14 protein-coding genes are annotated in these 12,632 nt (G+C 68.1%); 2 read left to right on the top strand and 12 right to left on the bottom strand.

Going from position 1 to position 12,632, the window contains the following annotated elements; all coding sequences use genetic code 11:
• Nucleotides 1–37: 37 nt before the first annotated feature.
• The 7 genes from AB4Z48_RS09505 to AB4Z48_RS09475 all read right to left on the bottom strand — a co-directional run bounded on the left by AB4Z48_RS09505 (nucleotide 38) and on the right by AB4Z48_RS09475 (nucleotide 5,835).
• The gene (locus AB4Z48_RS09505; protein ID WP_441613671.1) at nucleotides 38–1,765 is read right to left on the bottom strand and encodes an L-aspartate oxidase; all 1,728 of its coding nucleotides are present in this window, start codon (nucleotides 1,763–1,765) and stop codon (nucleotides 38–40) included.
• Nucleotides 1,762–2,376 carry a fumarate hydratase C-terminal domain-containing protein gene (locus AB4Z48_RS09500; RefSeq protein ID WP_441613670.1) on the bottom strand — a complete coding sequence of 205 codons (615 nt, stop codon included), beginning with the start codon at nucleotides 2,374–2,376 and terminating at the stop codon, nucleotides 1,762–1,764. The genes AB4Z48_RS09505 and AB4Z48_RS09500 overlap by 4 nt, the downstream gene beginning before the upstream one ends.
• 2 nt (nucleotides 2,377–2,378) lie before the next feature.
• A complete protein-coding gene (locus AB4Z48_RS09495) occupies nucleotides 2,379–3,254 on the bottom strand; it encodes a fumarate hydratase (RefSeq protein WP_441613669.1) in 876 nt (291 codons plus the stop codon).
• Nucleotides 3,255–3,360: 106 nt separating this feature from the next.
• Nucleotides 3,361–4,356 carry a Bug family tripartite tricarboxylate transporter substrate binding protein gene (locus AB4Z48_RS09490; protein ID WP_441613668.1) on the bottom strand — a complete coding sequence of 332 codons (996 nt, stop codon included), beginning with the start codon at nucleotides 4,354–4,356 and terminating at the stop codon, nucleotides 3,361–3,363.
• Nucleotides 4,357–4,421: 65 nt separating this feature from the next.
• Complete coding sequence (gene sdhC, locus AB4Z48_RS09485; protein ID WP_441613667.1) at nucleotides 4,422–4,775, bottom strand: succinate dehydrogenase, cytochrome b556 subunit; 354 nt, start codon at nucleotides 4,773–4,775, stop codon at nucleotides 4,422–4,424.
• The gene (locus AB4Z48_RS09480) at nucleotides 4,772–5,125 is read right to left on the bottom strand and encodes a succinate dehydrogenase (protein WP_441613666.1); all 354 of its coding nucleotides are present in this window, start codon (nucleotides 5,123–5,125) and stop codon (nucleotides 4,772–4,774) included. Before AB4Z48_RS09480 ends, sdhC begins: the two co-directional genes overlap by 4 nt.
• Nucleotides 5,122–5,835: a succinate dehydrogenase/fumarate reductase iron-sulfur subunit gene (locus AB4Z48_RS09475; RefSeq protein ID WP_441613665.1), complete on the bottom strand. Its 714-nt coding sequence runs from the start codon at nucleotides 5,833–5,835 to the stop codon at nucleotides 5,122–5,124. Before AB4Z48_RS09475 ends, AB4Z48_RS09480 begins: the two co-directional genes overlap by 4 nt.
• A gap of 207 nt (nucleotides 5,836–6,042) precedes the next feature.
• Here AB4Z48_RS09475 and AB4Z48_RS09470 point away from each other — a divergent pair, with 207 nt between their 5' ends.
• Nucleotides 6,043–6,975 (top strand): LysR family transcriptional regulator, encoded by a 933-nt coding sequence (locus tag AB4Z48_RS09470; protein ID WP_441613664.1) that lies wholly within the window; start codon nucleotides 6,043–6,045, stop codon nucleotides 6,973–6,975.
• 25 nt (nucleotides 6,976–7,000) lie between these two features.
• Here AB4Z48_RS09470 and AB4Z48_RS09465 read toward each other — a convergent pair whose 3' ends face one another.
• From AB4Z48_RS09465 to AB4Z48_RS09445, 5 genes are read right to left on the bottom strand one after another with little or no spacing between them, the layout of a single operon-like run.
• Nucleotides 7,001–7,984, bottom strand: a complete 984-nt coding sequence (locus AB4Z48_RS09465) for a Bug family tripartite tricarboxylate transporter substrate binding protein (RefSeq protein WP_441613663.1) — start codon at nucleotides 7,982–7,984, stop codon at nucleotides 7,001–7,003.
• 56 nt (nucleotides 7,985–8,040) lie between these two features.
• The gene (locus AB4Z48_RS09460) at nucleotides 8,041–9,045 is read right to left on the bottom strand and encodes an Ldh family oxidoreductase (protein WP_441613662.1); all 1,005 of its coding nucleotides are present in this window, start codon (nucleotides 9,043–9,045) and stop codon (nucleotides 8,041–8,043) included.
• The gene (locus tag AB4Z48_RS09455) at nucleotides 9,042–9,977 is read right to left on the bottom strand and encodes a hydroxyacid dehydrogenase (protein WP_441613661.1); all 936 of its coding nucleotides are present in this window, start codon (nucleotides 9,975–9,977) and stop codon (nucleotides 9,042–9,044) included. Before AB4Z48_RS09455 ends, AB4Z48_RS09460 begins: the two co-directional genes overlap by 4 nt.
• Entirely contained in the window at nucleotides 9,977–11,152 is a 1,176-nt protein-coding gene (locus tag AB4Z48_RS09450) for a UxaA family hydrolase (protein ID WP_441613660.1), read from the bottom strand. Before AB4Z48_RS09450 ends, AB4Z48_RS09455 begins: the two co-directional genes overlap by 1 nt.
• A gap of 54 nt (nucleotides 11,153–11,206) precedes the next feature.
• Nucleotides 11,207–11,488: a UxaA family hydrolase gene (locus AB4Z48_RS09445; RefSeq protein WP_441613659.1), complete on the bottom strand. Its 282-nt coding sequence runs from the start codon at nucleotides 11,486–11,488 to the stop codon at nucleotides 11,207–11,209.
• Nucleotides 11,489–11,648: 160 nt separating this feature from the next.
• On the opposite strand from AB4Z48_RS09445, the gene AB4Z48_RS09440 reads away from it, so the two are divergent.
• Nucleotides 11,649–12,401, top strand: a complete 753-nt coding sequence (locus tag AB4Z48_RS09440; RefSeq protein ID WP_441613658.1) for a GntR family transcriptional regulator — start codon at nucleotides 11,649–11,651, stop codon at nucleotides 12,399–12,401.
• Nucleotides 12,402–12,632 lie beyond the last annotated feature (231 nt).

The raw sequence follows: 12,632 nt of genomic DNA, 5'->3' as shown, positions 1-12,632 counted from the left end.
ATCTCTTCTTCAGCTCTCCTCCACCTCCGGACTTTCCTCAGGCCGCCTCCTCCTCCAGAATCGTCTGCCCCGGAGCGACGCGGGTGAACTGCACGGGTGAGCGGGTCAGTTGCAGCGTGCCGCCGCGCTGGCGCACCACGGTGAAGCTGGAGCCTGGCAGGTCGCCGGTGGCCGGGAAGTCTTCGCGGAAATGCGCCCCGCGCGAGTCTTCGCGTGAGAGCGCGGCTTCCACGATGGCCTGGCTAACGCCGATCAGGCTCCTGAGGTTCATCCAGTCATGCCAGGTGACGTTGAACCCGCGCTGGCCGTCGGCCACGCCGGTGGCCAGCAGCGTGCGCTCCAGCTCCGCGAGGCGATGACGGGCCCGCAGCAGGCCATCGCGCGTGCGCATGATGCCTACTTCGTCCCACATGCAGTCGAAGAGCGCCTCGCGGACCGGTTCGAGACTGCCCGGCCGCTGGCCGAAGGGCGCCTCCATGGCCGCGACAGCGGCCGCGATGGCGGCTTCATCGGGCGCGCGCAGCGCCCCGTTGCGGCGGGTCCAGGCTGCCATGCTGTCGCCGGCGATGCCGCCGAACACGGTCGAGTTGGCGACCCCGTTGCCGCCGAGCCGGTTCGCGCCATGCACGCCGCCGGTATCCTCGCCGGCGGCGAACAGGCCGTGCAGTTCGGTGCTGCAGTCGGGACGGAACTGCAGGCCGCCCATCATGTAGTGGGCGGTCGGCACCACCTCGACGAGGTCGCCCGCGAGATCGAAGCCGCAGTCGCCGCAACGCTCCACCATGCCCTTGAACTGCTTGCGCACCTTGTCCGGGCCGAGATGCCCCATCTGGATATAGACGCCGCCGTTGGGCGAAGTCCGGCCGGCACGCATCTCGGCGTAGATCCCGCGCGAGACGATGTCGCGCGTGGCACGCTCGCCGCGCGCATCGTAGTTGTGCATGAAGCGTTCCTTGCTCCCGTTCAGCAGGTAGCCGCCGGCGCCGCGCAAGCCCTCTTCGAGCACCGTGCCGGTCATGCGCGTGTCCGTGCCGGCCAGCAGCCCGGTGGGGTGGAACTGCACCATCTCCATGTCGCGCAGGGGCAGCCCGGCGCGCAGCGCCATCGCCAGGCCGTCGCAGCTCTTGTCGCCCGATGGCGTGTGGAATTTGTACATGGTCGGGCCGCCGCCGGTGGCCAGCAGCACCGCCTTGGCCTGCACGAAGACGAACTCGCCGCTGCGCATGTCGATCATCAGCACGCCGGCCAATGCCTGGCCATCGGGGGTCTTGATCAGCTCGACCGCGCGGTGCTCCTCCAGCCGGCCGATGCCGCGGCTCCAGACCTGCTCGGCCAGCCGGTTGATGATCTCGATGCCGGTCAGGTCGCCCTTGTGCACGGTGCGGTCGAAGGTCTGCCCGGCGAAGGCCTTCTGGTGGACCGTGCCGTCGGGGTTGCGGTCGAAGAAGCAGCCCAGTTCGTTCTCGAGTTCGTGGATGCGCTCCACCGCCTTGGTGACCAGCGTCCAGGCCAGCTCCTGGTCGGACAGCCATTTACTGCCTTCCACGGTGTCCATGAAGTGGCGCTCGACCGAATCGCCCTGCGCCAGCGCCACGTTGTAGCCGCCCTGGACCATGCGGGTGCAGCCGCACTTGCCGAGCAGCCCCTTCACCGCCACGGTGATCGAGAGTTCCGGCGCGTTCTGGTGCGCGTGCAGGGCGGCGAACAGGCCCGCCCCGCCGGAACCGAGGATCAGCACATCGGTCTGCAGTCGTGTGATTTTCATGGCTTTGCCACTCCAAGGCTGGCCAGCACGGCGGCGCGCTGGTCGGCGGTGTTCTGCCTGACGGCGGTATAGAGGCTCTGGCCGTGGCTGTCCATGGCCACCAGCAGGGGCCCGAAATCACGGATCCTGAACTTCCACAGCGATTCCGGGTTGAGGTCGTCGAGATCGACGTCCTCGATCTGCTCGACCCATGTGGTCTCGAGCGCGGCGGTGCCGCCGATGATGGCCAGGTACGCACCGCCCAGTTCGCCGAACGCCGCGAGCGAATCCTCGCGCATGCCGCCCTTGCCCACGATCATGCGCACCCCGCACCGGCGCATCAGCGGCTGGGTGAAGCGCTCCATGCGGTCCGAGGTGGTGGTGCCGATGCACACCGGCTGGTAGCCGGCGGGGTGCTCGGCGCTGGCGGGCACCTTGCGGACATTGGGCGCGGTGTGGATCACGGCGTGGCCGGCGAGGTCGAAGCGCGTGGTGCGCTGCCGGTCGAACATGTGGATCTGGGTGGCGTCGCGGATGCCGAACAGGGTCTGCTGCAAGGTCACGGTGTCGTTGACGCGCAGCCGGCGGACCTGTTCCTCGGTCACGGGCATGGAGAGTTCGTAGTGCGCCATGGTCAGAATCCGTAGCTGACGCCGTCAGCGCTGAAGGTGGCACTCGCGCGGCGCGCGGAGTGGCACTGCATGTTGACGGCGATGGGGTTCATGGTGATGTGCGTGGAGGCCAGCTCGATATGCACCGCATAGGCGGTCGCATCGCCGCCCAGGCCCTGCGGGCCCACGCCGAGCCGGTTGACTGCCAGCGACAGCTCGGCTTCCAGCGCCGCGCCCGCGGGGTCGGCGCAGCGCGTGCCGAGCGCGCGCGTGGCGGCGCGCTTGGCGAGCGCCACGCACAGGTCCGAAGTGCCGCCCAGGCCGACGCCGACGATCGTCGGCGGGCAGGTCTTGCCGCCTGCGGCGATCACGCTGTCGATCACGAAGGTCTTGATCGCATCGATGCCCTCGGCGGGAATCGCCATCTTGAGGAAGGAGTTGTTCTCCGAGCCGCTGCCCTTGGGCACCATCTCCAACGTCAGCCGGCCGGGCGTGTCGTCGAAGTCGATATGGATCACCGGCACCTCGATGCCGCAGGAGGTATGGTTGTTCTGGCGCGTCAGCGGGTGCACCACCGACGAGCGCAGCGGATGTTCGCGCGTGGCGCGCTCGCAGCCGCGGCGGATGGCCTGCTTGAATGCATGCCCGTCGACCGCGACGCCGGTGCCGATCACCATGTTGTAGATCGGCACGCCGGTGTCCTGGCACAGCAGGTTGTCGGTCTGCTCCGCAATGGCGATGTTCTTGCTCATGGTGGCCAGGACGCTGCGCGCCGTGGCCGAGGTTTCCTGCGCCTGCAGGCGCCCGATGCCCGCCTTGACGTCGGGCGGCAGGATCTTCAGCGCGCGGATATACAGTTCCCTGGCCGTGTCCTCCAGGGCGGAAAGATTGATTTGCATGCTGGTCCCCGATGCTTGGCTGCGATGGTTGCCGGCGCTCGCCGGCGCGCCGGTCCTGCGTTTTGTCTCGCGCCCGGCTGGCGCTAGGTTGGCGCTCAGTTGGCGCTCAGTTGGCAGTGAGGTTGCGGTTCCTGACGACCTTCTCCCACCGCAGCGATTCCGCGGCGATGGCCGTGCCCAGTTGCTGCGGCGTGTTGCCGACCGGCTTCATGCCCTGCGCAAGCAGGCGCGCCTGGGTGTCGGGATCGGCCAGCACCTTGACGGTGTCTTGCTGGACCTTGCTGAGGATGTCGGGCGGGGTGCCGGCCGGCATGACGAAGCCGAACCAGCCCGTGACGTTTTCCAGGCCCGTGAGGCCGGCTTCGGTCGCGGTAGGCACGTCGGGCAGCATCGGCGAGCGTTCGGTGCCGGTGACCGCGAGCGCGCGCAGCTTGCCGCCCTTCACGAACTGCGACGCGGCCGCGATATTGCCCACCATCAGCTGGAGCTGCCCGGCCATCAGGTCGTTGTAGGCCAGCGATTCGCCCTTGTAGGGAACGTGCGTGATATTGACGCCGGCGGCATCGGCGAACGCCTCGCCCGCCATGTGGACCTGGCTGCCGGTGCCGGCGGAGCCGAAGTTGAGCTTGCCCGGCTGCGACTTCGCCAGCGCGACCAGCTCCTTCAGGTTCCTGGCGGGCAGGCCCGGGTTCACGACCACCAGCATGGGCCCGCTCGCCACGCTGGTGATGAAGGCGAAGTCCCTCGCGCTATAGGGCAGTCGCTGGTAGATGTACTGGTTGACGGTGAACATGCTGCCGGAGGCCAGCATCATCGTGTAGCCGTCGGCCGGGGCTTTTGCCGTCACCTGCGCGCCGACCGCGCCGCCCGCGCCCAGCCGGTTTTCGATCACCACGCTCTGCTTCCACATTTCGCCCAGCTTCTGGCCGACCACGCGTCCGAGCACGTCGGTGCTGCCGCCCGCCGCGAAGGGAACGATCATCGTGACCGGCTTGCTGGGCCACGTATCGGCGCGGGCGCTCCCGACGCAGAGCGCCGTGGCGGCGCACAGGCTAAGCGAAGCCCAGATCCTGCGGCTTGTGGATGATGCGGACAACGTCATTGCGGTCTCCTTTTGTGCAGGTGGAAATGGCGCCGCTTCATGCGGCGGCGCTCATCGTGGTCGGCCTACGAAAACAGCGAAAGCATGAACGCCAGGCCAGTGCACAGCCCGGCGCCGAGACTGAGCGCGATCCAGTCCTTGCGCAGGCCGGTCCATGGCCGGAACTCGATCAGCAACAGGCGGATGCCGCCCATCAGGTGGAGCGACAGCAGGATCACCAGGCCCCACTCGCCGGCCTTGAACAAGGGGTTGTCGGCGAGCCTGAGGAAGCCGTCGAGGGCCGCCTCGCCATGGATGGCTTGCCCGAGCGCCCAGAAGTGCAGCGGCAGGAAAAGCGCGAGCCCGAGGCCCGACAGCCGGTGGATCAGGAAGGCCCAGTAGGCGGCGTGGTTGCGCGCGCGCATGTCGTTCTTCTTCATGGCATCACCACCGCGTAGACCGCGCGCAGGCCGGCGCAGGCCAGCAACGCGCCGAACAGCCACGCGGCGGCGACCACGCTGCGCGAGCGCCAGGCCAGCCATTCCTCGGCGATGCGCATCAGGCCGACCGGCACGTGCACGGTACAGGCCAGCACGAAACAGGCGTAGAAGGCGCCGAACAGCCAGTTGCCGCGCGTGCGCGCCAGCACCTCGGCGCCGGACAAGCCGCCACGCACGGCGACCATGATCACGGCGATATGCCCCACCACGCACAGTGCCAGCACCATGGCGCTGAGGCGCTGCCAGTACCAGAGCCTGGCCTGGGTGGCGACCGACAGGGTCTCGTTCATAGCTCCCCCTTCATGGCGGCCTTGGCGACCTTGTGCTTGAGGCCGGCGATGGCGGCGGTCGGCGCAAGCTGCTTGGGGCATCGCTCGGTGCACGAGCCTTGCGTGTGGCAGCTGTGGCAACCGGCGTCGCCGGCAACCGCGCGCAGGCGCTCGGCGCCCCGCACGTCGCGCACGTCGTTGACCAGCGTCCATGCGCGGTTCAGCGCGGCCGGCCCGAGATAGTCGGGGCGCCAGCCGACCACATCGCAGGAGGCGTAGCAGACCCCGCAGCCGATGCACTCGATGCCGGCATCGGCGGCCTTGCGCTCGGGCGAGGCCGGCGCGACGCTTGCGAACGGGTCGTGCCGCGTCGCCGCACCCTTGAACTGTCCCTTCGCGGCAGCCCACTTGTCGAAGAACGTGCTCATGTCCGTCGCCAGGTCCTTGATCACCGGCAGGTTCGACAGCGGGGCGATCTCCAGCGCATTGCCTTTCGCGACTTTCGCGACGTGCGTGCGGCAGGTCCAGCAAGCCTTGCCGTTGACGGTCATGGCGCAGGAGCCGCACATGCCGACGCGGCATGCGAAGCGGTAGCCCAGGTCCGGTTCGAGATGACGCTGGATGTAGGTCACCACATCGAGGATGGTCTGGCTGGCGTTGCGCGGCACCGTGTAGACGACGAACTCGCCGTCCTCATTGCCGCGCCATACACGAACGTTGAGTGTTGTCATGGGGATCGTCTCGGGGGTGGTGTTCAGTGCGCCGCGGCCTTGGGCGCCGGGGACCGGTCTGCTCGCTCTTCTTTTCGTATTGTTTCGGATTGCGTTGCGAACAAAAAGCTAGTAATTCTCTTGTCCAGATAAAGAAAACCTTTGCGTTCGCGCGTGCCGCTTCTTGCGCAGGCGCATCCCGCTTGCCGCTTGCCTGGAGCCGCGCCGATGCCTTCCATCCGTACCATCAAGACCTTCCTGGCAGTGGCCCGGTACGGCACGCTGGCAGCCGCGGGCAAGCAGGTCGGACTCACGCCCGCGGCCGTCGGGCTGCAGATCCGCGCGCTCGAGGAGGACCTGAACTGCCAGTTGTTTGACCGCAGCGCGCGCGCCGCGATTCTCAATCCCGCCGGGCGCAGCATGGTCCCGGAGCTCGAGGCGCTGGTGCAGCGGTACGAGGCGCTTGCGGCCGGGCGGGAAGACGGCCTGTCGGGGACGGTGCTGGTGGGCGCGCTGGTGTCGGTGCTGATGGGCGCGTTCGCCGACGCACTGTGGACCATCAAGCAGGAACACCCGCGGCTCGACGTGCGCCTGTTCGCCGGCCTCTCGGCCGCTTTTGCCCTCAAGGTCGAGCAGGGCGAACTGGACGCCGCGGTGGTTACGCGCTCGCCGCGCGCCCTGGCCGCGAACCTGGTATGGACCGAGCTGTACACGGAGCCGATGGTGCTGATCGTGCCGCGCCACCCGCATTTCTTCCTGCCCGGGGAGGGCATGGAGATCCTACGCGAAGCGCCCTTCATCCGCTTCGAGCCGGGCACGTGGACAGGCAACCTGGTGCAGGAGGTACTGGACCGGTGTGGCGTCACGGTGAATGAGAGCATGCAGTTGAACTCGAACGAAGCGATCATCGAACTGGTTCGCCAGGGCTTTGGCGTATCGATCGTGCCGCGCCTTGCCAATGTCACGTGGGAGGGCGACAGCCTGCTGCGCCTGGTGCCGCTCGAGGGTATCGACGTGTGGCGCCACGTAGGGTTGCTGGAGCGCACGACACATGCGCGCACGGCATTCACCGACGTCATCAAGGGATACTTCCGGCACAGTGGGGCCATTCGCGGCGGCAAGCCGGCACAGACCGTGCACGCGCGGCGCACAGCCTCGTGATACCCGCCGCGAGGACGCGCCGGGGTCAGTCGGCGTGGATGTCCTGTTCCTTGATCAGCCTGGCCCAGCGCGCGACTTCACTGTTGAAGTAGGTCGCGAAGGCCGCGCTCGCCAGCGGCGCCGGCGTGAAGCCGCTGGCGATGATGCGATCGCGCACGCCCTTGTCCTCCAGCATCTTCGTCACCGAGTTGCCGACCTTGTCGATCACTGCCTGCGGCGTGCCCGCCGGCATCATCAGGCCGGTCCAGTTCTCGACGATGAGATCCGGGAAGCCGGCCTCGGCCACGGTCGGCACGTCCGGCATCAAGGGATGGCGCTCGCGCGTCGTCACGGCCAGGGCGCGCAGCTTGCCGCCCTTCACGTTCTGCAGCGATTCCGGGAAATTGGAGAACACCACGTCGATCTGCCCGCCGATCAGGTCGGTGAGGGAGGGGGTGCCGCCCTTGTAGGGCACATGGACGATGCTGGTCTTGCTGAGCCGCTCGAACAGCGCCAGCGCCAGGTGCGGAGGCGTCCCATTGCCGCTCGAGCCGGCGCTCAGGCGGCCCTTGCGCGCCGCTTCGGCGAGGTCCTTGAGGGACTTGACCGGCGAGCTGGCCGGCACCACCACCATCATCGGCGACGAGGCGATGCGCGCGACCGGCACCAGGTCCTTCTGCATATTGAAGGGCAGGCGCGGGAACAGCGACACATTGGACGAATGCGCCAGCGTCACCGCCAGCCAGGTATAGCCGTCCGCGCCGGCGCGGGCGACTTCCGCCGCGCCGATATTCGCGTTGCCGCCAGGCTTGTTCTCCACCACCACCGGCTGCTTCCATTCCTCGGCCAGGTACTGGCCGACCTGCCGCGCCGAGATGTCGGTCAGGCCGCCTGCTGCAAACGGCACGACATAGCGGACCGGCTTGGCCGGGAAGGGTGCGGGCGCGTTGCTCGCGCCGGCCGGTACCGCCAGCAGCGCAAGCAGTACCAGCGACGAGCCGGCAATGCGTCGGACGAAGGTGCAATTCATGTTGTCTCCTGGGGTGGGACCGGCGCCTTCTGGCGGGCGCCGTGCATGTTGTGCGGTCAGGCTTGCGAGAGGGTTTGCAGCTCCTTGTCGAGGGCTTCCGGAATGTCGATGCCGTGCTCGCGCGCGCGCGCCTGCGCGTCGGTGCGCCGCGCGCCGGGCACGCGCGTGCCGCGGTCCGACAGCATAGCCGCGATCAGGGTTTCGAGCCGGGCGTGGTAAGTGGCGTCGCCGGCGAAGCCGGCCGGGTTGAAGGCCAGGAACAACTGGCCGATACGCGGCTGGTTGCCCGCGTCCTCGAAGAACGAGTCGGCTTCCGCGCCAAAGCGGGCGCCGGCCAGCGACACGATCAGCAGTTCCACCATCAGGGCCAGCATGGCGCCCTTGACGCCGCCCGCCGGCAGCATCGAGCCGCGCAAGGCGGCCTGGGCGTCGGTGGTGGGCCTGCCTTCGGCATCGAGCGCCCAGCCCAGGGGAATGGGCTTGCCCTGCTTGGCCGCGACCATGATCTTGCCGCGCGCCACCTCGGACAGCGACAGGTCGATGACCAGCGGCTCGGCATCCTTGCGCGGGAACACCGCGGCGATCGGATTGGTGCCGAACAGGGGTTTGCTGCCGCCCCAGGCGGGCATGGCCGCGGGCGAATTGCCCATGGCGATGCCGATCATGCCGGCCTGCGCCACGGGATCGAGATGCAGCGCCGCCGCGCCGAAGTGATGGCTGTTGGTCACCACGCCGGCGCCGATGCCGCATTCGCGCGCGCTCGCCACGGCGGCCGACACGGCCAGCGCGCAGGCGGGAAAGGCAAAGCCCGCCTGCGCATCGACCAGCGTGGAGCCCGGCGTCTGCCGCGCGATGACGGGCTGCGCGTCGCCGTTGACGCGCCGGTGGCGCAGGTGCGCCACGTACATGGGCACGCGCGACACGCCGTGCGAGGGCAGGCCGGCGAGGTCAGCCTGCACCAGCGCGCGCGCGGTCGGTTCGGCCTGCGCCGCGCCGGCGCCGGCATGGCGCAGGGCCTGCGTGGCGCGGCGTACCAGTTCTTCTGCACGATACATCGTCATACGGTGACTCCCAGTGCGTTCCTGACCGCGTCCGCGATCATCATCGATACGCGCACGTTGGCCTCGTGGCTGACGCCGGCGATATGCGGCGTCAGCACCAGGTTCGGCGCGTCGGCCAGCACGCTGGCGGCGCCCAGCGGTTCCGTCTCGAAGACGTCGAGCGCCGCGCCCGCCAGCCAGCCCTCGTGCAGCGCCGCCGCCAGCGCGGCCTCGTCGACCACCCCGCCGCGCGCGGTGTTGATGAGGACCGCGCCGCGTTTCATGGCGCGCAGGCGCTTCGCGTCGATCAGGTGGCGCGTGGCCGGCACCAGCGGCACGTGCAGGCTCACCGCGTCGGCGGTGGCCAGCAATGCCTCCAGTGCCAGCGGGGTCGCGCCGGTCTCGCGCCACGCCGGATGGTCGCCGGGCAACATCGGGTCGTGCGCCACCACCCGCATGCCCAGCGCCGTGGCGAGCCGCGCCGTCAGCCGGCCGATATCGCCGAAGCCGACCAGCCCGAGCGTCCTGCCGAGGGCTTCATGGCCTTCGGACAGGCGCGCGCGCGGCCACTTGCCTGCCACCATGCCGGCGTGGCTCAGGTAGGCCCCGCGCATCAGCAGCAGCGCGGTCGTGACCACGTACTCGGCCACCGAGCGCGCGTTGGCGCCGGTGGCGGGGATCACGCGGATGCCGCGCGCCTCGCAGGACCTGACGTCGATATTGTCGAGCCCCACCCCGAGCCGGCCGACCACGCGCAACGCCGGGGCGGCGTCGAGCAGCTCGGTGTCGACCCGGGTGCGGTTGCGCACGATCAGCGCATCGGCCTGTCCCAGCGCGCCGAGCAGGGCATCGCGCTGGTCGACCCAGTCCGGCTGGTAGCGCAGCCGGACGCAACGGTCCAGCACCGCCACCGCATCGGCGTCCATGAACTCGCTGATGCAGACCTGTTTCATCAGGCGGACTCGTGGATGCGCGTGAGCACGAACTCGCGGTGGCCCAGCGCCTCGGCGGCGGTCCAGCGCCCGTTGATGGTGGCCATCATGCATTCGAGCAGCTTGTCGCCGGTCTCGTCCAGCGTCTGCTCGCGCTGCAGCAGGCCGGAGCAGTCCACGTCCATGTGCTCGCTCATCAGGCGCACGGTGCGCGGATTGGCGCACAGCTTGATGACCGGCACGATCGGGTTGCCGATGACATTGCCCTGGCCGGTCGGGAAGAAGTGCACGACATAGCCCGCGGCGGCGCACAGCGTGACCATTTCGGCGGCGGCGGAGGAGGAGTCCATGAACCAGAGCCCGGGGCCGGTCGGTTCCTCGGCCTTGTCCAGCACGCCGTCGACGGTGCACTTCTTGCCGATCTTCTGGATGTTGCCCAGCGCCTTTTCCTCGATGGTGGTCAGGCCGCCAGCGATATTGCCCTTGGTCGGCTGCGACTCGGACAGGTCGGTGGTCTTCCAGCGGTCGATCATGCCCTGGTAGCGGTTGAACATCATCATGAACTCTTCGCGGACCTTGGCATTGGCGCAGCGCGCGGCCACGATGTGCTCGCCGCCGGTGAGTTCGGAGGTCTCGCCGAACACCAGCGTGGTGCCGAGCGGGTGCAGCTTGTCGAAGGCGTTGCCGACGGTCGGGTTGGCGCCGCAGCCGGAGGTGGTATCGGACTCGCCGCACTTGGTCGACACCCACAGGTCGCTGATCGGGCATTCCACGCGTTCCAGCGCGGTGGCGTACTGCACGAACTCCTTGGCGGCCCGCGAGGCGCGCATGATGGTGTCGTGGTCGCCGTGGCCTTCGATGCCGAAGCCCACCACCGGCTTGCCGGTCCTGGCGATACCGTCCACCACCTTCTTGGTCCATCCGTCTTCGATACCGATCACCACGACGGCGGCCACGTTGGGATTGCTGCCCGCGCCGATCAGGGTGCGGAAGTGCAGGTCGAGGTCGGGCCCGAACTGCAGGCGGCCGTACGGGTGCGGGATCGCCATGGTGCCCTTGATGGCGACGGCGACGGCTTCGGCCGCGGCGTTGGAGAGGTCGTCCAGCGGCAGGATGATGACGTGGTTGCGCACGCCGACGCGGCCGTTGTCGCGGCGATAGCCCCGGAAGGTGGTCTGGTTGTCGATGACGGACATTGGATGTTCTCTCGGTATGTTGTACGGGGGACGAGCGGGGAAGGCGGGCGCGGCTTACCAGCGCTTGGTCTTGATGTTGTGGACATGGGCATGGTCGCCGGCCTTGATGGCGGCGACCACCTTGCCGATGTCGATGCCGTACTTGTAGACCGTCTCGCCCACGCCCATGTCGCGCAGCGCCACCTTGTGCCCGATCGGGATGGCCTGCTTGGCCACCACCGAGATGATCTTGTCCTCGTCCATGATCCAGGCGTTCAGCTCGGTCCCGGCCTGGATCCCCTCGACCACCGCGACGGCGACGGTGTCTTTTGCATCGTGCAGCACAACGTGAATCATTGCTCCTCCTGTGGGTTTTGTTACGGCGCAGCATGTTTTGGGCGGCGACCGATGAAGCAAAGAATAGGAGGGGAATTCCTTCATGTCAACTATGTCATATGTATGAGTTGTATGAGTGAATCTCTGGTACATTCGATGTATCCAGAAATATCACCAAGCCATGAGCAACCTGCGAGATATCCCTCCCCCCGGCGGCGTGCTGTACAAGGACGTGAAACGGCAAGCGCTGCAGGCGCTGGCGGACGGCGAATGGAAGCCCGGCGAAGCGATACCGTCGGAGAAGAAACTGGTCGAACGCTTCGGCGTGTCCATCGGCACGCTGCGCAAGGCCATCGACGAACTGGTGGCGGAGAACCTGCTGATCCGGCATCAGGGCCGCGGCACCTTCGTCGCCACGCACCGGCGCGACGATCATTTCTTCCGCTTCTTCAAGGTGATCCACGAGGACGGCCATCGCGGCTACCCGACGGTGGAGCTGGAGTCGTTCCGCAAGGCCAGGGCCGACAAGAGCGTATGCGCGTTGCTCGGGCTCGAGGCCGGCGAGCGCGCGTTGCACTTCACCAACGTGCTGTCGCTGGACGAACGTCCCGTGATGATCGACGACATCGTGCTGCCGGAGCGCTTGTTTCCCGGCCTGGGCGAGGCGATGCTGCGCGGCCGGCCCAATACGCTGTACAACTTCTACCAGGAAGCCTTCGGGGTCAACGTGATCCAGACCGAAGAGCGCCTGCGCTCGGTGCTGGCGACCGAGCGGGAGCAGGCCCTGCTGGGGGTGGAGCCGGGCGCGCCGCTGATGCGGATCCACCGCGTGGCGTTTTCCTTCCACCGGCAAGCGGTGGAATGGCGGGTCTCGACGCTGAACACCGCCGAGCATGAGTTCGTCGTCTCGCAGATGCCCAGGGAAGAAAGCTGAGTTCCGCCTGGATTCCGGCTGTGTTGCGGCTTTTGCGGCTTCCGCGGGCTGCGGGCGGCGCCGCCACGCTTCCTTTTCGCGTATTCGTCCCCATTTCCTCCTGACAGCGTACTGTCAGGAGATGTCAGCGCCACACGCTGGGGCGCGGCACGCTGCCGCCCTTCGGGATAGGATAGCGGCCTGACCGTATCCATACCGCGTGCAGCGTGGCGCCGGCGCCACTCGCCTGCG

The organism is Cupriavidus sp. 2TAF22 (assembly GCF_052115045.1).
Lineage (GTDB): Bacteria > Pseudomonadota > Gammaproteobacteria > Burkholderiales > Burkholderiaceae > Cupriavidus.
The sequence above is the reverse complement of the archived record's forward strand: the minus strand, read 5'-3'. Positions and strand labels throughout refer to the sequence as shown.

What these genes read in the sequence shown, in the direction of transcription:
- AB4Z48_RS09505 (WP_441613671.1), bottom strand. Translation starts at nt 1,765, where the DNA reads ATGAAAATCACACGACTGCAGACCGATGTGCTGATCCTCGGTTCCGGC.
- AB4Z48_RS09500 (WP_441613670.1), bottom strand. Translation starts at nt 2,376, where the DNA reads ATGGCGCACTACGAACTCTCCATGCCCGTGACCGAGGAACAGGTCCGC.
- AB4Z48_RS09495 (WP_441613669.1), bottom strand. Translation starts at nt 3,254, where the DNA reads ATGCAAATCAATCTTTCCGCCCTGGAGGACACGGCCAGGGAACTGTAT.
- AB4Z48_RS09490 (WP_441613668.1), bottom strand. Translation starts at nt 4,356, where the DNA reads ATGACGTTGTCCGCATCATCCACAAGCCGCAGGATCTGGGCTTCGCTT.
- sdhC (WP_441613667.1), bottom strand. Translation starts at nt 4,775, where the DNA reads ATGAAGAAGAACGACATGCGCGCGCGCAACCACGCCGCCTACTGGGCC.
- AB4Z48_RS09480 (WP_441613666.1), bottom strand. Translation starts at nt 5,125, where the DNA reads ATGAACGAGACCCTGTCGGTCGCCACCCAGGCCAGGCTCTGGTACTGG.
- AB4Z48_RS09475 (WP_441613665.1), bottom strand. Translation starts at nt 5,835, where the DNA reads ATGACAACACTCAACGTTCGTGTATGGCGCGGCAATGAGGACGGCGAG.
- AB4Z48_RS09470 (WP_441613664.1), top strand. Translation starts at nt 6,043, where the DNA reads ATGCCTTCCATCCGTACCATCAAGACCTTCCTGGCAGTGGCCCGGTAC.
- AB4Z48_RS09465 (WP_441613663.1), bottom strand. Translation starts at nt 7,984, where the DNA reads ATGAATTGCACCTTCGTCCGACGCATTGCCGGCTCGTCGCTGGTACTG.
- AB4Z48_RS09460 (WP_441613662.1), bottom strand. Translation starts at nt 9,045, where the DNA reads ATGACGATGTATCGTGCAGAAGAACTGGTACGCCGCGCCACGCAGGCC.
- AB4Z48_RS09455 (WP_441613661.1), bottom strand. Translation starts at nt 9,977, where the DNA reads ATGAAACAGGTCTGCATCAGCGAGTTCATGGACGCCGATGCGGTGGCG.
- AB4Z48_RS09450 (WP_441613660.1), bottom strand. Translation starts at nt 11,152, where the DNA reads ATGTCCGTCATCGACAACCAGACCACCTTCCGGGGCTATCGCCGCGAC.
- AB4Z48_RS09445 (WP_441613659.1), bottom strand. Translation starts at nt 11,488, where the DNA reads ATGATTCACGTTGTGCTGCACGATGCAAAAGACACCGTCGCCGTCGCG.
- AB4Z48_RS09440 (WP_441613658.1), top strand. Translation starts at nt 11,649, where the DNA reads ATGAGCAACCTGCGAGATATCCCTCCCCCCGGCGGCGTGCTGTACAAG.